Source organism: Pedobacter cryoconitis, from assembly GCF_014207135.1.
Lineage (GTDB): Bacteria > Bacteroidota > Bacteroidia > Sphingobacteriales > Sphingobacteriaceae > Pedobacter > Pedobacter cryoconitis_D.
Genome location: NZ_JACHCC010000001.1, coordinates 483,587 through 506,049, shown reverse-complemented (window position 1 = coordinate 506,049; position 22,463 = coordinate 483,587). Strand labels below are relative to the sequence as shown.

The following is a 22,463-nucleotide window of genomic DNA, read 5'->3' as shown; positions in this document are numbered from 1 at the left end:
TAAACAGAATTCAAATGAAAAACTTATTCAAATTCGGCTTTTTAGCTTTAGCAATCTCTTTATCAGTAGCAGCTTGTAACTCAGAGAAAAAAACTGGTTCATCTACTGACACTTCAGTAACTGATTCAGGTGCAGTTGTTACAACTGACGTTGATACTACAGTTAAAGATTCTACTAAGAAAGATACTACTGTTAAAACTACTACTACTGAAGTTAAACCAGCTACTGCTCCTGCAGCTCCAGTTAAAAAATAAGCTGAATAATTTTATTCATAAAAAGGCTTTGGAAATTCCAAAGCCTTTTTTTTTGTGCCTATAAGAGCCTAAAAAAATGCTACCTTTGCATTTGTAAAATTATTCCTATTCATGAATTTATCTCCTCTACAAGCTATATCGCCGGTTGATGGCCGCTATAGAAATACCACTCAAAATCTCTCAAAATATTTTTCTGAGTCTGCTTTAATCAAGTATAGAGTATACGTTGAAATAGAATATTTCATCGCTTTGTGTGAAACTGGTTTAGCAGGTTTAAGTAATTTTAACAAATCAGATTACACTAAACTCCGCAATATATTCGAGCAGTTCAGTGATGAGGATGCACAGGAAATAAAAGAAACGGAAAAAATCACCAACCATGATGTGAAGGCTGTTGAATATTTTATCAAAAAAAGATTTGATAATTTAGGTTTGGCAGACTTTAAAGAATTCATCCATTTTGGATTAACTTCACAGGACATCAATAATACGGCAATCCCATACACCTTTAAACTGGCCCTGAACGAAGTTTATTACCCTAATATTCAGTTATTAATTGATAAACTGCATGAACTGGCTACCGAATGGAAAGATATTCCATTATTAGCACATACGCATGGTCAACCAGCTTCACCTACTAAACTGGGCAAAGAATTCCTGGTTTTTGCAGAACGTCTGGAAATTCAGCTGAATAATCTGAAAACTATTCCTCACAGTGCAAAATTCGGTGGTGCAACCGGAAATTTCAATGCACACCATATCGCTTACCCTGGAATTAACTGGGTAGATTTCTCTAATCAGTTCGTCAATAATATCTTAACGCTGAGCCGTGCACAGCATACCACACAAATCGAACATTATGATCAGTTTGCAGCACAATGTGATGCACTCAAAAGAATTAATACAATTATTATTGATCTTGACCGGGATATCTGGGCATATATTTCAAAAAACTATTTCAAACAGAAAATCAAAGAAGGCGAAGTTGGCTCTTCGGCTATGCCGCATAAAGTAAACCCTATTGATTTTGAAAATGCAGAAGGTAACGCCGGCATCGCCAATGCATTATTTGAATTCTTTGCAGCGAAATTGCCGATTTCACGTTTACAGCGCGATCTTACAGATTCTACTGTATTGAGGAATGTAGGTGTACCTATGGCACATACATCAATTGCTATCGCTTCTACTTTAAAAGGGCTCAATAAACTTTTATTAAACAATGAAGTGATTGCCGCAGATCTTGAAAACAACTGGGCTGTAGTAGCTGAAGCTATTCAGACTGTATTGAGAAGAGTGGCTTATCCAAATCCTTATGAAGCCCTCAAAGACCTGACAAGAACAAATCAGAAAATTACTGCACATACTATGGCAGCATTTATTGATGGTTTACAGATTGATGAGGACTTAAAACAGGAACTGAAGCAAATCACACCATTTAATTACACAGGGGTCTTTTAATAGCCTTTGCTATATAATGACCTAAAACAGACATCGATATCTGAATTTGAGTCGTGATTTATTTATTTTTGTAAGAAAAAAGAGACAATGACTATCAACGTATATACAGAACAAACCCCGAATCCTGCCACCATGAAGTTTATGGTCAATAAGCTTTTGATCAATGGCAGCGAAGATTTTGCTACAAAAGAAAGTGCTGAGCACTCTCCTTTTGCAAAAGAATTATTCAAATTCAATTTTGTTAGTGGTGTATTTTTCGCGAGCAATTTCGTGACCATCACAAAAACTGAAGATGCGGAATGGCCTGATATCGAACCAATTTTAAAGGAATTTGTTAAAGGTGCTGTAGAATCAGAATATAAAATCAAAGAAGTAACAACTGAAGAAGCACCGGCTTTTGAAGGATCAGACCTGGAAATAAAAATCCAGCAAATCTTACACGACTATGTTCGTCCTGCTGTTGAACAGGATGGTGGTGCGATCAGCTATAAGTCTTTTGAAGAAGGTGTAGTTACCGTTGAACTTCGCGGTTCATGTAGTGGCTGTCCTTCCTCTACAATTACTTTAAAATCTGGTATCCAGAATTTGTTACAACGTATGGTTCCTGAAGTTAAAGAAGTGGTTTCAAACGCTTTGTAATTTAGCTATTCATAAAAAAAAGGCTCTTTGGAAATTTCCAAAGAGCCTTTTTTTTATGAATTAATTTTTCAAGAAATCGCCATCAATAATTAAGAGCTTTACTCCGGTCTCTGAAAATGAACGATGTGAGCTTAAATTGTCGGAAACGATATAGGTCATTCCCTGACTTAACGAGAATGCTTCACCATTATCAAGTTCGCTTATAAATTCGCCTTCTATACAATGGACGATGTGTCCTTTTTGACACCAATGGTCAGCTAAATAGCCCTTAGTATAGGTTATCATTCTTACCCGAAGTCCTTCGAATTGTAGTGTCTGCCACATTGATGTCCCTGTTTCACCTGGGTGTTCGACTTTTGGAATTTTATTCCAATCTATGGTCTGAAAGGGTATATTACTCATTCTAATTTTTTTATTATTTTTTTACGTTATTCCAGATTTTGATTTTTAAATAAAGATAAGATACCTTATTTAAAGAAATACCCCCATTATCTAACTATATTTAAGGTGAACGAAACCATTTCTACCCATGAGGAAATACCTAAGCAAAACCAGCTTAATTTTAGGCCTTGTAATATTGTCAGCAGGACTTTCTTCCTGTTCTAAGGATAAGGCATTAATTGACCGTTCAGGTACTGAATCGATTTCAGGAAAGGACAGCAGCAAAGTTGATACTTTAGCTGTTTTATTCAGGAATGCTTTCCGGGTATACGAAATGCAGCGTAATACCAAAGGGATTTACAGGGATTCCAAACTGTTTAATGGCACTGATTATCATCCCGCCTCGGTTGCGAATATTGGAATCGGAATGATATCGCTATGCATTGCTGATAAAATGAAATGGGTTCCTGATGGCAGTCAGCAAGTGATTACCACATTGAGAACGCTACTAGGTCATACTCCAGGCTTTAAGCTGGACGTAAATACATCAGGGTTTCCCCGTCATTTTGTGAACATGGAAACCGGTGCACAGGAATGGAATTCTGAATATAGTACTGTTGATGCCGCTATTATGGTTTCTGGCGCGCTCTTTTGCAAAAAATATTATAGTGGGAATACGATCATCGCCGGTCTTGCCGATTCGTTATATCAATCCATTGATTGGTCTAAAGCAATAGCCGACCCTGCTACTGGTAAATTATATCTTTCACTTGATGGGAAAGGTAACGGACTGGGAAAAACTTCGGTATACAATGAATACATGATCCTGGCCAACCTGGCTTATCATTCAGAAAACGGAGCCGGAGGACCTGCAACTACCTTATGGAATAATTTTTATGCCAACCCTGCCAGTTTACCAAAATCTGATTATTCGGGTTATAGCGTTTTAACTGACTCACCGGGTTCATTCCTTTCTGATTTTATCCCTCAGTTCTGTTATTATTTGTGCCAACCTTACTCGGCCAGCACAAAATACATAAGTTATATGAAGAATTCGATGCTGGCTGATAAAAAATGGTGGACACTGACCACTGGTCTGGCTGCTTATGAATGGGGACTTGGAGCAGGAAGTGCACCGACTGGTTATCAGGCTAACCGTATCAATGATAATGCAAATAACATCGTTTCTCCGCACATTATAAGTGGCTTTATCCCGGTTGATCAAAGTATAAAGAATGACCTGATCAATTTATACAAGACTAATAAGGGAGTTTACATGCTTCCAGGCACTTCGTATAAAATTTTATGGAGGTATAGCACTACGGATGCATCCTGGAGAGCTAATGAAGTTCAGGGAATAGATTTTTCGAGCATGCTTTTTGGCCTCGCTTCTTTACCTGAAAATTGTGGCAGGGAATTCTTCAGTACTTACAACAATTATCAGTTTCCGGCTTATTCCTTTACACGTGCCGGATTATAAACTATTAAAATGTCTACCGATAGCTTCTAGCATACTGAAATCTATCAGTCCGTTTGTAGCCAGGATTTCTCTGCGTTCGATGAACTCATCTCCGCCACTGAAATTCATCACCCTTCCGCCTGCCTGTTGCACCAGATAAGCACCACCTGCTACATCATAAGAGTTCAGGTTATATTCAAAAAATGCATCGAATCTTCCGCAGGCTACATAAGCCAGGTCTACTGCCGCTGAACCAATCCGTCTTAAACCATGTGTTTTCTGCATCAATTCTGCAAGCAACTGCATGTACTGAGCTTGTTTATCAAATTGATAATAAGGGAATCCTGTAGCCAGCAACGAGTCTGCAAGGTTATTTCTCCGGGAAACATGGATAGGCTTATAATTCAGATAAGCGGGTGCGTCTTTAAACGTATGAAACATCTCTCCCCTGTTCAGTTCATAAACAATCCCAAGAACAGGTTTATCTTCTTCATACAAAGCAATACTGATAGAATATGTGGGAATACCATGTATGAAATTGGTCGTCCCGTCGAGCGGATCAATGATCCAGTTATAGGTATTCCCTTTAGTATCTATAGTGTCTTCTTCGGTTGTAAATCCGGCGCCAGGTATTAACTGGGCAAGATTATCGACCAGGATCTCTTCGGCAGTTTTATCTACATAGGAAACCATATCGTTTAATCCTTTGAATTCAATAGTTTCAGAATCAAAATTCATTGATTCTTTTCTTATAAAATTGCCAGCCAGTCTGGCGATAGCAATAACCTGTGAACTCAGTAATTCGTAATTCAAATCTTAAAATTTAGTTTGTTTGTGTGTTCTTATTCTTAATCGAGAAGGCAACCAGTAACAGTCCGCAGATAAATAACAATGAGGAAATCAATTCAGCCTGCGTAAATGATAAACCTGCTACATGGTATTTTGAATTAACGCGGATCAGCTCCACGAAAAAACGTTCTACACCATTCATCATTAAATAAATACCAAACATCATTCCTGGTAATTTAATCCGGTGACGGATACGCCAAAGGATAAGAAACAGGATAAAACAAACAATAACTTCATAAATTGGTGTAGGATATACCGGTAAAGGTAAGACGTTACAGAACTTACCTGTACAACCCGGAATCGGTACACCTTCCATAGCCACATTATTAGGATAGGTATAAGCCCATAACCAATCAGGCAACCAGCTGAATGGCTTAGGATGCAGATTGACAATCCCCCAGTCTCCATCACCTGACAGGTGACAACCGATCCGGCCTACGCTATAAGCCAGCATCATTCCCGGTCCACCGACATCCAGCATATGCAATGGTTTTATTCCATTTTTCTTTGCGATATATAATACTGCAGCACCACCACAGATCAGTCCACCATAAAATGTAAGTCCGCTGAAAGAAAGTAAACCACCTATAGGGTCTTTGATAAAAGAATCCCAGTGTTCAAGGTTATCGAAGATTTTAGCACCCAGGAAGCCCCATACCGCAGCCCATACGATCATATTTCCCATCAGTTCGTAAGGGTGTTCAGTTACTTCAACTTTTTTAGGCTGATCGAGTTTGAATTTATTCTTTTCTTTATAATCCCAGTAGGCAAATAATCCAGCGAAGAATAACCCGCCCAGAATATTTCCTTTCACCGATAACAATACGGTTTGTGCATCACTGACAAATAACTGGTAATTTAGTATTGCATAAACTAATTTGTAACCAATCAGGAAACCAAAAATTGCATTGTAGACCAGCTCGGTTGTAGTAGCAGGCTGACCAATCGTGATAATCCTTTTTACAGGATGTAATAATCCCAGTGCTTCTTTTCTTTTGAGCTCCTGAGTAAAAGCCCAGTAACCGGCAATAAAGGCCAATGCCACTAATACACCAAAAGTATTAAAGGGCAAGGGAACCTGTATACCAAAAAGATATTCTATAAAATGGGAAACGGTTGGAAACATATGCGTAATTTTTTTTACGCGAATATAAGATTAATGTGCTAATACTTGGTCAGTTTCCATAACTTCTACCTCGCCATCAGCCGTTAATTCCATGAGTTTAACAGTTTTAATTTCATTAACCATTACCGGATCATATTTAGCTTTTACCTTGACGTAATTTTTGGTAAAACCATGCATGAAACCATTTTTCTGATCATCCTCAAACAAAACCTCTCCGACAGAACCGATCTGTGACTGATAAAATGACCTGCGTTTTTTATCTGATAAAATATGAAGCATTTTACTTCTCTCAGCACGGGTACTGCCAGCAACAATACCTGACATATCAGCGGCTTCAGTCTGCTCACGCTCCGAATAGGTAAATACATGGAGATAGGAAACATCCAGTTCATTCAGGAACTGGTAAGTATCTAAAAAGTCTTCTTTGGTTTCTCCAGGGAAACCTACAATTACATCCACTCCTATACAACAATCTGGAATAAGGGCTTTAATTGTAGCCACACGTTCTGTATATAAATCTCTGCGGTAACGTCTTTTCATCAGTCCCAGGATTTTATCAGATCCGGATTGCAATGGAATATGAAAATGTGGAACGAATCTTTTAGAGGAAGCTACAAAACTGATAATCTCATTGCTTAACAGATTTGGTTCAATAGAAGAAATGCGTATTCTTTCAATGCCTTCAACTTCGTCCAGTGCTTTAACCAGATCAAAGAATTTATCCTCACGTTTTCCGTCACGGATACCAAAGTCACCCAGGTTTACCCCCGTAAGCACAATTTCCTTCACTCCGCTTGCAGCAATCTGTTTCGCTCTGTTGACCACATTTTCTATGGTATCACTTCTGCTTCCCCCTCTTGCCAGCGGAATAGTACAATAAGTACAAGGATAATCACATCCATCCTGAACTTTAAGAAAAGTACGGGTACGGTCACCTATAGAATAGGCAGCAATAAAGTTATGATTAACCTTCTCAATATTTTGCTGATGAATGACAGCTTTTGGCTGTTTCGTCAGATCTGTAATATATTCTACGATACGAAATTTCTCTGCCGCTCCCAATACCATATCCACTCCTTCAATTTCAGCAATTTCAACGGGTTTCAACTGGGCATAACAACCTACTATAGTAATGTAAGCATCAGGGGCATATTTAAGTGCTTCCTTCACTACCTTACGGCATTTTTTATCCGCGTGCTCTGTAACGGAACAGGTATTGATGACATATACATCAGCACCGTCAGTAAAATCTACCACTGCATAACCTGCATCAGTAAAAAGACGGCCGATAGTTGAAGTTTCAGAAAAGTTTAACTTGCAACCGAGTGTATAAAATGCTACTTTCTTCATTGAAATTATTGTTATGAGAAGATGGTCAATATACACTACAGCCCATCAAAATTCATTCGAGGGGCAAAGATAACTGTTTAGATTAAGTTTGTAATATAATTTATCAGATAACAGACCTAAGAATCACCTTATAACCATCTGCCCAGTGTCAAATTATCCGTTTTCCTCATTCCAGCGAAAGCTATCCTGCTCCAGTCCTGCCAAATCAATTACTCTGCTGACCACAGTCTGGGCAACTTCTTCGATAGTTTTGGGCAGACTATAATAGGAAGGGTTTGCCGGACAGATAATTCCCCCGGCCTCGGTCACTGTTTTCATATTATTAATATGAATCAGACTAAATGGTGTATCTCTTACCACAGCGATCAGCTTTCGGCGTTCTTTCAGGATGACATCGGCAGCTCTTGAAATCAAATCGTTTGAGATTCCTTGTGCAATTCTGCCCAGAGTACCCATCGAGCAGGGCATAATAATCATGGTATCAAATCTGGCAGAGCCCGATGCAAAGGGTGCATTAAAGTCCATCTTTTGATAAAAATCAAAAGGATACTGATCATAATCACTGTTCCCTAATTCAAAACGCCAGACTTCTTTTGCATTATCAGACATCACCACACCCACATTTTCTATCTGGGATGACAATTGCTGAAGATTATCTAATAAGAGTTTGGCATATACAGACCCACTGGCACCAGTGATTGCAACAATGACTTTTTTCTTTTTCATGATTTGCAAAGATACAGAGCCTGTTTAAATTTAAATGACAAAAAAGGGCCGAAAATAAATTTCCGGCCCTACATCTACCTATGAAAAACATACCCTTGAAAAGGGTAAGCCCAAATGTAATATTCTTTTCTAAGAAAAAGAAAACTTTAACACTTTTTAAGATTTTATGATACAATTATGCTAAATCTATGTTTAGCCAAACTGACTGACACAACTATTTTAACCGGGAATCAGAAAAAATAAGACCTGTTTGGTGCATTTATGTCTGGTTTATATCCAGCCACGACCTACAAAAACAGCCTTTTCTGGTTCTGAGAACTAAATCCAGCAGATTCTGTTAAATTTTATTGAAATTTAAAATCCTGTCTATGAATTATTTAAAAAATAATTCGAATTTTAATTCAGAAATATTTGATTAGAATATTAAAAAGTGTACTTTTGTCAAACTGAAAAACATGGTGGTTTTAGCTCAGTTGGTTAGAGCATCGGTTTGTGGTACCGAGGGTCGTGGGTTCGAGCCCCATATTCCACCCCATAAAATCAGCGAAAGCAGCCCTACAAGGCTGCTTTCTTTATTTAAACTCAAATACAAATACATCTTATTTGTTTAAAATAACCTTTTATGATTGAGATTTACACTGACGGCGCAGCAAGTGGCAACCCGGGACCTGGAGGTTACGGAGTGATATTACGTTCAGGAACTCATTATAAAGAGTTAAGCGGAGGTTTCCGGATGACAACCAACAACAGAATGGAATTGCTGGCTGTTATTGAAGGACTTCAGATTATCAAAAAACCAGGGGCACAGGTAACCATTTATTCAGATTCTAAATATGTAGTAGACTCCGTTGAAAAAAAATGGGTGTTCGGATGGGTCAAAAAAGGATTCAAGGATAAAAAGAATAAAGATCTGTGGATCCGTTTTCTCGCCGTGTATAAATTACATGAAGTAAAATTTATCTGGATTAAAGGCCACAATAGCCATCCGGAAAACGAAAGATGTGATGAACTGGCTGTAGCCGCCTCTAAAGACAGAGGAACGCAACAAATCGACACAGAATTTGAAGCTGAAAAAAGCAGAGGTACTTTATTGTAAAGCGGGATAATTGTTTACCCCGCTTTATATAATATAAAATCGTCTATGCGCTTTTGTGATTAGGCTCAGCCTCTGCGTAAGTAACCATCATCTCTTCGGCCATTCTTACCATTTTTTCGGAACCAATAAAAATAGAGGTTCTCTGATGCAATTCAACAGGCTGTATTTCCAGAATTCGTCTGAAACCATCAGAAGCAACTCCCCCAGCCTGCTCTATAATAAATGCCATTGGATTACATTCGTATAATAATCTCAGTTTTCCATTCGGAGAACTTGCCGTAGTAGGATAGATATAAATACCACCTTTGATCAGGTTACGATGAATATCTGCTACCATCGAACCGATATACCTGGAAGTATATGGCCTGTTTGAAGCCACATCATGAACCTGCGCATATTTAATATACTGCTTTACACCCATTGGAAAATGAACATAATTACCTTCGTTGATAGAGTAAATACTACCATCATGAGGTACTTTCATATTCGGATGAGATAAACAGAATTCACCGATTGAAGGATCAAGAGTAAACCCGTTAACACCTTTACCGGTAGTATATACCAGCATGGTCGAAGAACCATAGATCACATAACCTGCAGCCACCTGCTCTGTACCCTTCTGTAATACATCAGCCAGGGTAGCCATACCTTCCACAGATTTTCTGCGGTAAATAGAGAAAATAGTTCCGACAGCGACGTTAACATCGATGTTAGAGGAACCATCCAATGGATCAATACATACGATGTATTTTGCATTTTTAGACACCGGAGAATCGATCGGCACAAAGTCGTCCTCTTCTTCAGTAGCCACTATACAACACTCGCCACCACTGGTTAAAGCCGAAATAAACTGGGTATTCGCAAAAACATCGAGTTTTTTCTGCCCCTCCCCTTGTATGTTAACTGTTCCGGCATCACCTAGTATATCTACCAGACCTGCCTTATTCACCTCCCGGTTAACAATTTTTGCGGCGATACCAATGTCTCTCAATAATCTTGAAAGTTCTCCTTTTGCGTAAGAGAAATCAGCCTGCTTCTCAATAATAAACTGTCCTAATGTTTTTATCCCCGTCATTATACTTAGTGTACTTTATACGTTACCTTTTACCTATTTCTATGGCCTCTAAGGTATGGATTTTTTCTTCCGAAATACAAAAACGAATTAAAGTTTTCATTTGATGCCAGCCGGATTTACCAGCAGCACCGGGGTTTATATGGAGACAATTAATTTTAGGATCAAACATCACTTTAAGTATATGTGAATGTCCGGTGATAAAAAGCTTCGGGGGGTTAGTGTAAATTTCACCCTTTATATTTGGTGCATATTTCCCAGGATAACCACCGATATGTGTCATCCACACATCCACCTTTTCACAGTTAAAACGCAGATGCTCTGGAAACTCCGCCCGGATTACTTTATCATCGATATTTCCGTACACACCTTTCAGTGGTTTGAAGGCTTTTAATTTTTCAGCTACATCAGGCCCGAAATCACCTGCATGCCAGATCTCATCACAGGCATCAAAATGCTTATATACGGCATCATCAAGATAACCATGCGTGTCTGAAATTAATCCAATTGTCTTCATAAATCTAACTAAAATGCCAGGAAAAAATCCCTGAGTAAATACTTATACTGGCTGGTATACTGATTTTGTGCTTCATATATATATAGGTGTTCCTGCTCCGGCGGCCCGTCATCAGCCCCCAGACAGATAATCTGCCTGAACGAAGGTTTGGTTTTATCCGAATAAATATGAATAATTCTGGAGGGAAAAAGTTGCTGAAGTACTGCATGGGTAATTACATTTTCCGCCTGTTTAACCGGAAGGATCAACCAGAGTAAACCACCTGCTTTGAGCAGACCTGCGGCTTTTCGCAACAGGGCGTCAAAGAAATCCTCATCCGCATGCCTGGCCAGCTCTTTCCTCTTTTCCGGATTTTTCAGGTCATTCACAAAATAAGGTGGATTGGAAACAATTAAATCATATTTATTGTCTGTATTAAAATCTTCAAATGCCCGGTGAACCACAGTAGTCCTGGCAGCAAAAGGAGAATTCTGACAGTTTTCCGATGCTGCAAGCGCAGCTGACTCATCAATTTCTACAGCATCCACACTGGCAGCAGCAAAACGTTGTGCCATCATCAGGGCAATTACTCCTGTTCCGGTACCTATATCCAGGATACTCAATGGCAAAGGGTGTTCGGCTACAGCCCCCAGCAAGACACCATCTGTATTAATTTTCATCGCACAACCAGCCTGATTTATTTCAAACCCTTTGAATTTGAAAATACTCCCCATACTTAGTATTGATAAATTTCCAATGGCAGACCATCGGGATCAGTAAAAAAGGTAAATTGTTTACCTGTATATTCATCAACCCTAAGTGCTTCAGTTTTCACCCCTTTGGCATTCAATGCTGCAGCAACTAAAGCGACATCATCAACTTCAAAAGCCAGATGCCTCAAACCGACAGCCTCAGGCCTGGAAGGTCTTTCGGGTGGATTTTCGAAAGAAAATAATTCTATCTGATAAAGTCCGTTTACGGATAAATCCAGTTTATAGGATTTCCGCTCCGCTCTATAGACCTCCTGCACAATTTCCAACCCCAGGACATTCACATAAAAATCTTTACTTACTATATAATCTGAACAAATAATTGCGACATGATGGATTCTTTTCAACATGAAACAAAGATAAAAAAAATGAGCCGGAAACAGGTTCCGGCTCATCTTACAATTTCTAATCAGCTAATCTGGTTTATTGTCCCAGCTGAAAAGAAAATGGCATAGTATAACGTACTCTGACACTTTGCTGATTTTGCTGTCCGGGTTTCCATCTGGGTGATTTTTTAAGTACGCGGATAGCTTCTTCATCACATCCAGCACCAATCCCTTTAATTAAGGTAACCGATGAAATCGACCCGTCTTTCTCTACAACAAAACTTAGATACACTTTCCCTTGTACCCCTCTTTCCTGTGCCTGATCTGGATATCTCAGATTACGCTGCAAAAATCTTGTCCATGCCCCCATTCCACCCTCAAATTCAGGATAACGTTCTACGCCTGCACCATCATATACATTATTATCTACTGCCGGGGTATCGCCATTTCCATTCCCGCTAACTGTTGAGACCGGTATAGCAGCAGCCTGTGCCGAAACTCCTGTTTGTGTGACCTGCCCAGCCACAGCATTCTCCAGATCCTTTAACTGGGGCATTTCGTCTGTCTCTGGTTTATCTACCACTTCAATACGAGAAGTGAGTTTATAGGTTTTCACTTTTTCCTGTTGCTGAACCGGCTTTACCGGCTCTTGCTTTAACTCATGGATTTTATTGTCTACCAGTGGTGGTGCCACTGTTACGGGAATTTCTGTTGCGAAATTTTTCAGGTCATCATCCGGATGGAGATGCCTATATAACATCGGCCCTGCAAAAAGCAACACGAATACAGGTACAGTTAAATAAAAGGCTTTCCAGGTAATAGAAGATGACTGTGCCCTCAACAAATAAGCACCGTAAGCCTGGTTTCGATTTTTAAATACAAGGTTAGTCCACTCTGACTTGTAAAGGTTTGATGAGATATTTAACATAATTTAATGATTAGGTTCGCCTGTATGATGAGACAAATGATTAAATTCCACAATTAAAATAAATTAAAAAAAAGGCCATTAAAACCCGAACTAAAGCATTAACAAGACAATCTGACCTCTAAAATGGCCATACAACCAAAACAAAAGACCAGCAAAACACCAGATAACATATTGATATTTGTTTTTTTACACACAATTATTCAATAATTAATTATAAAAATTATATTTTTGATCAAATTTTAAAGAAACTAATGAAAAGCTTAAGGACAAACGCACTAAAAGAAGCACAAACCAGAGTTTCACCAGAAGTTAAGGCTCCATCTACCAAAATTTCTGAGTTTTTTGGCTCAAATGTGTTCGATAAAAAGAAAATGAAAGACTTCTTATCAAAAGAAGTTTATGAAAAATTAATCTCAGCTATTGATCAGGGCGAATTAATCAATTCGGATGATGCCAACCAAATCGCTACTGCGATGAAACATTGGGCAATGTCTAAAGGAGCTACTCACTATACGCATTGGTTTCAACCTTTAACTGGCTCAACTGCCGAAAAACATGATTCGTTCTTTGAACCGACTGCTGAAGGACCGGTTGAGAAGTTTGCTGGAAGTGCATTAGTTCAACAAGAACCTGATGCGTCAAGTTTCCCGAATGGTGGAATAAGAAATACTTTCGAAGCCAGAGGTTATACTGCATGGGATCCTTCTTCTCCGGCTTTCATTATGGAAAGTAAAGCAGGAAAAACATTATGTATCCCTACTGTATTTGTTGCCTATACTGGTGAAGCTTTAGATTATAAAGCTCCATTATTAAAAGCTTTAAATGCTTTAGATAAAGCAGCTGTAGATGTTTGTCAGTATTTCGATAAAGGGATCAGCAAAGTAACTGCATCTTTAGGTATTGAGCAGGAATACTTCCTGGTTGACCTTGCTTTATTTAATGCACGTCCTGACCTAGCTTTAACAGGCCGTACTTTATTCGGTCATATGTCAGCTAAAGGACAACAATTAGATGACCATTATTTCGGATCTATTCCTGAACGTGTATTCACTTTCATGGTAGATTTTGAGAATGAAGCTTTTAAATTAGGTATCCCTTTAAAAACGCGTCACAATGAGGTTGCACCATTGCAATTTGAATGTGCCCCACTATATGAAGAAATCAACCTGGCTATCGATCACAATCAATTATTGATGGATCTGATGGAAAAAGTTGCACGCCGTCATAATTTCAAAGTGTTATTACATGAGAAACCTTATGCTGGTATCAACGGTTCGGGTAAACATAATAACTGGTCACTGATTACTGATACGGGTAAAAACTTATTAGCTCCTGGTAAAACACCAAAAAACAACCTGATGTTCCTTGCTTTCTTTGTAAATACAATCAAAGCCGTACATGAACATGCAGATTTATTAAGAGCAAGTATTGCCTCTGTAAGTAATGATCACCGTTTAGGTGCAAACGAAGCGCCACCGGCAATCATTTCTATTTTCTTAGGTCAACAACTGAACGAAGTGTTAGATGAAATCGAACACTCACGTATCAGCAAAAAAATCAAAGAAGATAATGCTTTGTGGTTAGGAATTCCTAAAATCCCACAAATCTTATTAGATAATACTGACCGTAACCGTACTTCACCCTTTGCCTTCACTGGTAATAAATTTGAATTACGCGCTGTAGGTTCTTCAGCAAATTCATCAGCTCCGATGACTGTGTTGAACTCTATCATGGCCGACCAACTGGTTAAATTTAAAGTTGAAGTTGATAAACTGATCAAAAAAGGAGAGAAAAAAGATATCGCTCTTTTAACAGTAATCAAAAAATACATTAAAGAATCAAAAGATATCCGTTTTGAAGGAAATGGTTATAGCCAGGAATGGGAAGATGAAGCAGCAAGACGTGGATTAGCTAACATCAAAACTACTCCATTAGCTTTGGATGCTTACATTTCTGAGAAATCTACTGAATTATTTGAAAGAGCTAATATTTTCACTAAACGTGAATTACATGCCCGCCATGATATTCTTTTAGAGAGCTATTATAAAAAACTACAGATCGAAGCGAGAGTGATGGGTGAGGTAGCCGATACATTGATTATCCCAGCTTGTATCTCTTACCAGAACACCCTTTTAGAGAATGTTAAAGGTCTTAAGGATCTAGGTTTATCTAAAGAAGCACAAGCTGCTCCCCTGGCTATCATCAATAAACTGTCTGAGCACTTATCTATTGTAAAAACTACAATTGATGAAATGCTGGAAGCCCGTAAATTAGCTAATACGATCGAAGATTCAAGAGACAAAGCAATTGCTTATGAGCAAACCGTTAAATCTCATTTTGATACAATCCGTTACAGTGTTGACAAATTAGAGCAGATTGTAGATGACAGCGTTTGGCCTTTACCAAAATTCAGAGAGTTGTTATTTTTAAAATAGAATTCTATTAATTTATTGATATAACCTCTGCCCTAAAATGCAGAGGTTATTTTTTTTTGTTTGAATCGTCTACATTCGGGCGTTTCTCTATCTTTGCAGCAATATGAGTGATAACAGGTATAACCAGCGTGGCGTTTCTGCTTCGAAAGAAGATGTGCATCAGGCCATCAAAAACATAGACAAGGGTATTTTCCCACAAGCATTTTGTAAAATCATCCCGGATGTCCTGGGTAATGATGAAGCTTTCTGCAATATTATGCACGCTGACGGTGCAGGTACAAAATCTTCTTTAGCTTACGTTTACTGGAAAGAAACCGGCGATATTTCTGTATGGAAAGGTATTGCACAGGATGCCATCATCATGAATCTGGATGACCTGATTTGTGTAGGTGCTACTGATCATATTTTGCTATCTTCTACTATCGGCAGGAATAAAAACCTGATTACCGGAGAAGTTATCGCTGCCATTATCAACGGAACAGAAGAAATTCTTGCTGAACTGAGAGAAATGGGTATTTCGATTTACTCTACAGGTGGTGAAACTGCTGATGTGGGTGACCTGGTCAGAACTATCATTGTAGATTCAACGGTTACCTGCCGTATTAAACGGGATGAAGTAATCAGTAACCATCAGATCCAGCCGGGAGATGTTATCGTAGGTCTTTCTTCTTCAGGTCAGGCAACTTACGAATCAGAATATAACGGAGGTATGGGATCAAATGGCCTGACTTCTGCACGTCATGATGTGTTTGACAAATCGGTAGCAGATAGTTATCCTGAGAGTTTTGACCCGGCAGTTCCATATGACCTTGTATTCTCGGGAGGTAAAAAACTGACAGACAAAATCAGGATTGATGAAAACACAGAGATAACTATTGGAAAACTGGTTCTATCCCCTACCCGTACCTATGCACCGGTAATTAAAAAGGTATTGGAGAAACACAGAAGCCAGATTCACGGCTTAGTACATTGCAGCGGTGGTGCACAAACTAAAGTGCTTCATTTTATCAATGATAATATTCATGTGATTAAAGATAACTTATTCCCCGTTCCTCCTTTGTTTGAACTGATCCAGGAGCAATCCGGAACAGCATGGAAAGAGATGTACAAAGTATTTAATATGGGTCACAGAATGGAATTATATGTTCCTCAGAAAATTGCTGAAGACATCATTGCCATTTCAAAAAGCTTTAACATTGACGCACAAATTATCGGTCGCGTGGAAGATTCAGCTCATAAACAAGTGACTATTCACAGTGAAAAAGGGCAATTCAATTACGAATAACCTAATTATTTCTTATAAAAAAATGCGGTACCAGAATTCTGATACCGCATTTTTTTTGATTGTTTTATTTTAGACTATTAATCCGCGTGCAGCGTATCAGTATGGTCTTCTGGTTTATAATTTGCTTCTAATTCGGCAAGTTTTTTCTTACCATAAGCCAGCCTGGTAATCAGTACAAATAATACCGGAACAATAAACAGTGCCAGAATCGTCGCCGAAAGCATACCCGCAGCTACTGTCCATCCAATTGTCATACGGGATACTGCACCAGCACCAGAAGAAATAATCAAAGGAATAACTCCCAGGATAAATGCTAATGAGGTCATGATAATCGGACGTAATCTTAATTTAACAGCTTCAATAGTCGCTGCAATTAATTCCATTCCCCAGTCAACCCGTTCTTTGGCAAATTCGACAATCAGAATCGCATTCTTGGCAGATAAACCAATCAGCGTGATCAGACCAACCTGCGCATAAATGTTATTATCCAGTTTTGGCAGAAATATCAAGGCCAGAATTGCCCCGAACAAACCAAGTGGAACGGCTAATAAGATAGAGAAAGGAACTGACCAACTTTCGTATAAGGCAGCCAGTAAAAGGAATACAAAGACAATGATCAAACCAAAGATCAGAGTTGTACTGCTTCCGGCTTCTGTTTCTTCCAAACTCAAACCAGAGAAGTTATAAGTATAACCTTGCGGTAAAGTCTGTGCTGCAACCTCTCTTAAAGCCTGTAAGGCATCACCAGAACTTCTTCCTGGTTTCGCAGCTCCACCGATCTCAATTGACCTGAACATATTATAGTGGTTAATAATAGATGCGTTTTCAGTCATCTTATAAGTTACAAATGAACTTAAAGGCACTGGTGTTCCTACGCTATTATTGACATAAATCTGGTTCAGGTTTTCAATACTGCTCCGGAAATTCGTATCTGCCTGTGAAACCACACGGAAACTACGTCCGTATTTGGTGAAGTCATTGATATAACTACTTCCCAGATAAGCAGAGATCGTACTGTATACAGCCCCGATAGAAACCCCCATCCTTTTCACTTTATCACGATCAACGTGGAGCTGATAATTCGGAGTCCTTGCGTTAAATAAAGTATAGGCGAATCCAATCTCAGGCCGCTGATTAGCCGCAGCCAGGAACTTACCAACCACTCCTTCAAACTTCTTGATATCACCAGCCTGTTTTTCCTGAATCTGCATAGAGAAACCACCACTAATACCTAATCCTGGAATTGGTGGCGGTGTAACAGCAAGCACACTTCCATCCTTATCACCAGCAAACGTTTTAGACACCTGCCCTAAAACTGTAGCCACATCCCTTTTACGCTCATCCCAGTTTTTCAACTGTACGAAGAACGTACCAGCATTAGACTTGAATGATCTGTTCAGAATATTGATACCACTTATAGAAGTGATATTCTGTACTTCAGGGATATTTTTCTGTATGGAATCAGTAATCCGTTTAATAAACGCATTTGTACGGACTGCAGATGCTCCTTCTGGTAAGGTTGCCCCCATAATAAAGATACCAGCATCCTCATTTGGAATAAATCCTGAAGGTTTTTTCGCAAACAGGCCAATAGTACCAACATAGATACAAACCAGGATTACCATGACTAAAGGTGCTTTTTTCAAAGCCCATCTCACCCCATTAGAATATCCATGCGTTACTCTCGCAAACCAGCCATTGAATTTAAAGAAGAATTTGTTCAATCCTTTTGACTCTTTAGTCAGATTCATTGGTGTCAATAGCAACGAACATAATGCAGGAGTCAATGATAAAGCGATAAATGCCGAAATCAATACTGATACTGCAATTGTAATGGCGAACTGCTGATACAGCTGACCAACCATACCCGGGATAAATCCAACCGGGATGAATACAGCCGCAAGAATCAATGCAATCGCAATTACCGGTGCAGTGATGTCTTTCATTGCTTTACGTGTAGCATCAGGCGCGGAAAGCCCTTCATGGTCCATATAATGCTGAACAGCCTCTACCACGACAATCGCATCATCCACCACAATACCAATGGCGAGTACGAAACCAAACATGGTTAGTACGTTGATCGAGAATCCCAGCAGGGTAAAGAAGATAAAAGTACCAATAATGGAAACTGGAATAGCCAGTACAGGAATCAATGTTGCTCTCCAGCTCTGTAAGAAGAAGAATACTACAATGGTTACCAGGAGCAGTGCTTCAACCAGCGTATGAATTACCTCACTGATAGATACCTTAATAATAGAAACGGTTTCATAACTGATTTTGAAATCTAAATCTTTAGGGAATGATTTCTTTAATTCGGCCATAGTCTGGTCAATTCCTGCAGCAGTCTGAACTGCATTTCCTCCGGGCGTCTGGTTGACTGCCATCAGGGAAGCAACATTACCATTTACCTTTGCTGTAGTAGAATAAGCAAACTCACCTAATTCTACACGTGCTACATCTTTAAGATAGACAGGAGAACCATCCTGACCTGTTTTAACAACAATATTTTTAAACTGTTCTACAGAGTTCAAATCACCATCCATAACCACAGAGAATTCAAAGGTCTGTGAGTTCTGCTGAGGGGGCCCACCAACACTACCACCTGGAGCACGTGTATTCTGCTCAGCAATTGCAGCAGAAACCTGTGAAGGTGTTAAACCTAATCTGGCCAGTTTACCTGCATCCAGCCATACCCTCATACTAAATGGCTGACTGAATACCTGCACATCCCCTACACCTTTTATACGTAGTAAAGCATCTTTCACATATAAGTTAACATAGTTAGAGATAAATTTCTGATCGTATGTCCCGTGAGGGGAATATAAACCGATAACCATCAGGATATCGTTATTTGCTTTTTTAGTGGTGATACCTAAACGCTGAACTGCCTCAGGTAATCCTGGCTGTGCAATCCCCACTCTGTTCTGCACGTCCAATGCAGCAATGTCAATATTTGTACCTACATCAAAAGTTACAGTAATCGCCGAACGACCGTCTGATGTACTGTTTGACGACAAATATTTCATTCCCGGCGTACCGTTAATCTGACTTTCAATTTGTGTAGTTACCGTTTGTTCTACAGTTTGAGCATCGGCTCCTGTATAGGTACCGGTTACGGTAACTGTAGGCGGAGCGATACTCGGGTATTGACTGATTGGCAATGTGGTAATCACAATCGCTCCTATCAGTACAATTAATATGGAAATGACGATCGCCGTGACCGGTCGTTTGATAAATACTTCTGATATCATATGCTTGAAATTCTTATAATCATTATTTCTTTGCTCCTGCCGCTGCTGGCTGCTGTCCGTTAGCTTCTGCTGCCGTCCCTGCATGTACTACTGCACCAGGTCTCACATTCTGAACACCTTCGACTACAATAACTTCACCTTTTTTCAAACCACTTTTGACAACGATATTCTGGTCTATCTGGGTACCCACTTTGATTATTCTTGGTGAGGCTTTACTACTGTCTCCAACTACATACACGTTAAATTCACCTAATTGTTCGGTTACAGCTTTATAAGGAATCACCAGTTGGTCACCCACCAGTTTGTTTAAGACCTGCAGGTTAACATTCATTCCTGCAATCAGCCTTCCGGCTTCATTAGGATAACTGATCCTTACTTTGATTGTACCTGTCTGCGGATCAACGGCACGGTCAATCGCAATAATTCTTCCCTGACGTTTATAGATGCTGTTATCCTGTAACTGGATACTGAAAAGTGAATCTTTAACTGCTGCAGCATTTTTCTCCAGCTGAATAAAACGCGGGATCTCTGACTGATTAACCGGAATATCTACTGCAATCGGATCGTTAGTAGAAACTGTGTTTAATAAGGTGGTTCCCGGCGAAGCCAAAGCACCCAGTTTTACCTGTGAAATACCGATAGTCCCATTTAACGGTGAAACGATAATAGAACGTTGTAAATCATTCGCAGCAGAAGCCAGGTTTGCCTGTGCAGCTGCAATCTGAGATTCGGCATTGGCCAGATCAGTCAGTGCATAATCTACACGTTGTTTGGCGATAGCTTCCTGCTGTGCTAATTTAGTATAGCGGTCAGCATCTTTTTTTGCCTTATCGCGGTTAGCTTTGGCAACAGCCACATTCGCTTTAGCTGAATTATAAGCCGCCTGGTATTTGGTACGGTCAATCTCGTATAATTTCTGGCCTTTAGTAACACGCTGGCCATCTTTCACGTAAATAGCAGTAATATAACCACCAACCTGAGCACGAAGTTCAACTTCATTTAAGGGCACAACCACCCCAGGATAACTATCCACTGTGGTAACTGGCTGTTCGCCTACTGTATAAGTAGTAACAGGCGTTGCCGGAGGAGGTCCCTGTGGAGGTGCTTGCTTACCACCGCAAGAGGCTAAGGTTACTGAACCAAGGATAAAAATGCTTAATTTTATGTATTTAATGTTCATGTCTTTATTGGTTTACGGTGATTGTTCCTAGTGCTTGTTTAACATCTAATTTTGACGAAAGCAGGTTATATAGTGAATTCAGGTAGTTGATTTGTGCAGTACGAAGGTCGGTTTCTGAGGTCATCAGATCGAGATAAGTTTTAATCCCCTCGTCATACTGAAGTTTGATAGTATTGTACACCTGTCTGGAAATATCAACATTCGATTTATTAGTATGCAGATCATTCAAATTGGCTTTATAAGTTGCAATAGCCTGTTCATACTGGGTATTGATTTTATTTTTTGTATTTATCAGGTCCAGGTCAATCTTTCTCTCCTGCAATTGTGATTTTTTAATCTCCTGAGTACGTTTTCCACCCAGAAAAACCGGCACAGTTATTTTCAGGCCTACTACTGAACTCGGATAGACATTATCATATAAACTACGCAGCTCATTATTCTGGTAATTCCATCCGTAATTGATAAATCCGGAAAGCGTAGGTGCATAACTCCATTTATTATAACTGGTCGTAATCTTCTGCAACTGTTTCTGAGTCTCGAGTAAACGATATTCTATACGATTCTGATAATTCAGTAATTGTGCAGTGTCTATCATTACATCCTTCTCCATATTACTATTAGTAAAGGATAAACCAAACTCTTTGTCTGCGCTGTAACCGATTAATTCTCTCAGATAAGCATATTTGTATTTCAACAGTTCTTCTGTCCTTTTTCTGTCTGCCTTAGAATTGCTCAGACTAATCTGCGCTCTTTGAAAATCTGTTTTATCGACCAGACCGGCATCATATTGCGCACTCGCATCTTTCAGCTGTTTTTCCAGTCTTGCGATATTTTCAGAAATAATATTGAGCTGTTCTTTACTGGTTAGAATATCATAGAAAGCTTTACTAACATCAACTATTGTATTGATTTTAGTATTTTCTGTACTTTGTTTATACTGCTGTCTGTAATATTTAGCTGATTTGGAAGCCTGAATTAACCCGGCATTCAAAAACTGCTGATCAGCCTGCAAAACAAAAGAAGAGGTATTCTTACCACCAAAGGTTAGTAAAGAAGACTGGCCATTTGTGGTCAGGATCTGAGATTGCTGTTTAAAATTATGGTTCGCTGTTCCTGTACCATTAATCTGCGGTAACCAGCCAGATAATGCTGATTTAATCTCCCGCTCTCCTATCTCTTCGTCAATCAGTGACTGCTGTACCCCTGGCTTGTTGCTCAATGCATAGTCAATGCATTCCTGCAGGCTTGCATTACTCAGCGTCGGCTGCTCCCTGACTGTCGTCTGGGCATACAGTCCTCCTGGCAGAAAGGCTGGTATGCAGACGAGCATACTTAAAATCAATTTGTGAGGTTTCATATATATAATTAAGGGTATTTAATAA

Annotated in this window: 20 protein-coding genes and 1 tRNA gene; 8 read left to right on the top strand and 13 right to left on the bottom strand. The window is 39.3% G+C overall.

Annotated elements, in window-relative coordinates; all coding sequences use genetic code 11:
• Positions 1-14 precede the first annotated feature (14 nt).
• The 3 genes from HDF25_RS02015 (at position 15) to HDF25_RS02005 (ending at position 2,351) form a co-directional block, all read left to right on the top strand.
• Positions 15-254 carry a hypothetical protein gene (locus tag HDF25_RS02015; protein WP_184622226.1) on the top strand — a complete coding sequence of 80 codons (240 nt, stop codon included), beginning with the start codon at positions 15-17 and terminating at the stop codon, positions 252-254.
• A 111-nt stretch (positions 255-365) separates the two neighbouring features.
• A complete protein-coding gene (purB, locus tag HDF25_RS02010) occupies positions 366-1,712 on the top strand; it encodes an adenylosuccinate lyase (RefSeq protein ID WP_184622224.1) in 1,347 nt (448 codons plus the stop codon).
• A gap of 87 nt (positions 1,713-1,799) precedes the next feature.
• Complete coding sequence (locus HDF25_RS02005; protein ID WP_184622222.1) at positions 1,800-2,351, top strand: NifU family protein; 552 nt, start codon at positions 1,800-1,802, stop codon at positions 2,349-2,351.
• A 60-nt stretch (positions 2,352-2,411) separates the two neighbouring features.
• On the opposite strand, the gene HDF25_RS02000 is transcribed toward HDF25_RS02005, so the two are convergent.
• Complete coding sequence (locus HDF25_RS02000; RefSeq protein WP_184622220.1) at positions 2,412-2,753, bottom strand: DHCW motif cupin fold protein; 342 nt, start codon at positions 2,751-2,753, stop codon at positions 2,412-2,414.
• Between the two features lie 127 nt (positions 2,754-2,880).
• On the opposite strand from HDF25_RS02000, the gene HDF25_RS01995 reads away from it, so the two are divergent.
• On the top strand, positions 2,881-4,212 hold the full coding sequence (locus tag HDF25_RS01995; protein WP_184622218.1) for a hypothetical protein: 1,332 nt from the start codon (positions 2,881-2,883) through the stop codon (positions 4,210-4,212).
• On the opposite strand, the gene HDF25_RS01990 is transcribed toward HDF25_RS01995, so the two are convergent.
• The 4 genes from HDF25_RS01990 to HDF25_RS01975 all read right to left on the bottom strand — a co-directional run bounded on the left by HDF25_RS01990 (position 4,207) and on the right by HDF25_RS01975 (position 8,242).
• Positions 4,207-5,004, bottom strand: coding sequence for an inositol monophosphatase family protein (locus HDF25_RS01990; RefSeq protein WP_184622216.1), 798 nt, complete (start codon positions 5,002-5,004; stop codon positions 4,207-4,209). The two genes, HDF25_RS01995 and HDF25_RS01990, sit on opposite strands and share 6 nt — an antisense overlap.
• A gap of 10 nt (positions 5,005-5,014) precedes the next feature.
• Positions 5,015-6,166: a prolipoprotein diacylglyceryl transferase gene (locus tag HDF25_RS01985; RefSeq protein WP_184622214.1), complete on the bottom strand. Its 1,152-nt coding sequence runs from the start codon at positions 6,164-6,166 to the stop codon at positions 5,015-5,017.
• Positions 6,167-6,196: 30 nt separating this feature from the next.
• Positions 6,197-7,516 carry a tRNA (N(6)-L-threonylcarbamoyladenosine(37)-C(2))-methylthiotransferase MtaB gene (gene mtaB / locus HDF25_RS01980; RefSeq protein WP_184622212.1) on the bottom strand — a complete coding sequence of 440 codons (1,320 nt, stop codon included), beginning with the start codon at positions 7,514-7,516 and terminating at the stop codon, positions 6,197-6,199.
• Between the two features lie 153 nt (positions 7,517-7,669).
• Positions 7,670-8,242, bottom strand: a complete 573-nt coding sequence (locus tag HDF25_RS01975) for a UbiX family flavin prenyltransferase (protein ID WP_184622210.1) — start codon at positions 8,240-8,242, stop codon at positions 7,670-7,672.
• Positions 8,243-8,700: 458 nt separating this feature from the next.
• On the opposite strand from HDF25_RS01975, the gene HDF25_RS01970 reads away from it, so the two are divergent.
• Positions 8,701-8,777 (top strand) — tRNA-His (locus tag HDF25_RS01970).
• Between the two features lie 87 nt (positions 8,778-8,864).
• The gene (gene rnhA, locus HDF25_RS01965; protein ID WP_184622207.1) at positions 8,865-9,338 is read left to right on the top strand and encodes a ribonuclease HI; all 474 of its coding nucleotides are present in this window, start codon (positions 8,865-8,867) and stop codon (positions 9,336-9,338) included.
• Between the two features lie 43 nt (positions 9,339-9,381).
• On the opposite strand, the gene fbp is transcribed toward rnhA, so the two are convergent.
• The 5 genes from fbp to HDF25_RS01940 all read right to left on the bottom strand — a co-directional run bounded on the left by fbp (position 9,382) and on the right by HDF25_RS01940 (position 12,930).
• Positions 9,382-10,413, bottom strand: a complete 1,032-nt coding sequence (gene fbp / locus HDF25_RS01960; protein WP_184622205.1) for a class 1 fructose-bisphosphatase — start codon at positions 10,411-10,413, stop codon at positions 9,382-9,384.
• 22 nt (positions 10,414-10,435) lie between these two features.
• Positions 10,436-10,927, bottom strand: coding sequence for a metallophosphoesterase family protein (locus tag HDF25_RS01955; RefSeq protein ID WP_184622203.1), 492 nt, complete (start codon positions 10,925-10,927; stop codon positions 10,436-10,438).
• 8 nt (positions 10,928-10,935) lie between these two features.
• On the bottom strand, positions 10,936-11,586 hold the full coding sequence (locus HDF25_RS01950; protein ID WP_260409295.1) for a tRNA1(Val) (adenine(37)-N6)-methyltransferase: 651 nt from the start codon (positions 11,584-11,586) through the stop codon (positions 10,936-10,938).
• A 56-nt stretch (positions 11,587-11,642) separates the two neighbouring features.
• The gene (locus tag HDF25_RS01945) at positions 11,643-12,026 is read right to left on the bottom strand and encodes a VOC family protein (protein WP_184622200.1); all 384 of its coding nucleotides are present in this window, start codon (positions 12,024-12,026) and stop codon (positions 11,643-11,645) included.
• A gap of 73 nt (positions 12,027-12,099) precedes the next feature.
• Entirely contained in the window at positions 12,100-12,930 is an 831-nt protein-coding gene (locus HDF25_RS01940) for an energy transducer TonB (RefSeq protein WP_184622198.1), read from the bottom strand.
• Between the two features lie 251 nt (positions 12,931-13,181).
• On the opposite strand from HDF25_RS01940, the gene HDF25_RS01935 reads away from it, so the two are divergent.
• A complete protein-coding gene (locus HDF25_RS01935) occupies positions 13,182-15,365 on the top strand; it encodes a glutamine synthetase III (RefSeq protein WP_184622196.1) in 2,184 nt (727 codons plus the stop codon).
• 103 nt (positions 15,366-15,468) lie between these two features.
• Positions 15,469-16,650, top strand: coding sequence for an AIR synthase related protein (locus HDF25_RS01930; protein ID WP_184622194.1), 1,182 nt, complete (start codon positions 15,469-15,471; stop codon positions 16,648-16,650).
• 77 nt (positions 16,651-16,727) lie between these two features.
• Here the strand turns inward: HDF25_RS01930 and HDF25_RS01925 are convergent, their stop codons facing one another.
• From HDF25_RS01925 to HDF25_RS01915, 3 genes are read right to left on the bottom strand one after another with little or no spacing between them, the layout of a single operon-like run.
• Entirely contained in the window at positions 16,728-19,901 is a 3,174-nt protein-coding gene (locus tag HDF25_RS01925; RefSeq protein ID WP_184622192.1) for an efflux RND transporter permease subunit, read from the bottom strand.
• 22 nt (positions 19,902-19,923) lie between these two features.
• Positions 19,924-21,081, bottom strand: a complete 1,158-nt coding sequence (locus tag HDF25_RS01920) for an efflux RND transporter periplasmic adaptor subunit (RefSeq protein ID WP_184622190.1) — start codon at positions 21,079-21,081, stop codon at positions 19,924-19,926.
• A 4-nt stretch (positions 21,082-21,085) separates the two neighbouring features.
• Positions 21,086-22,438: a TolC family protein gene (locus HDF25_RS01915; RefSeq protein ID WP_184622189.1), complete on the bottom strand. Its 1,353-nt coding sequence runs from the start codon at positions 22,436-22,438 to the stop codon at positions 21,086-21,088.
• Between the last annotated feature and the right edge of the window lie 25 nt (positions 22,439-22,463).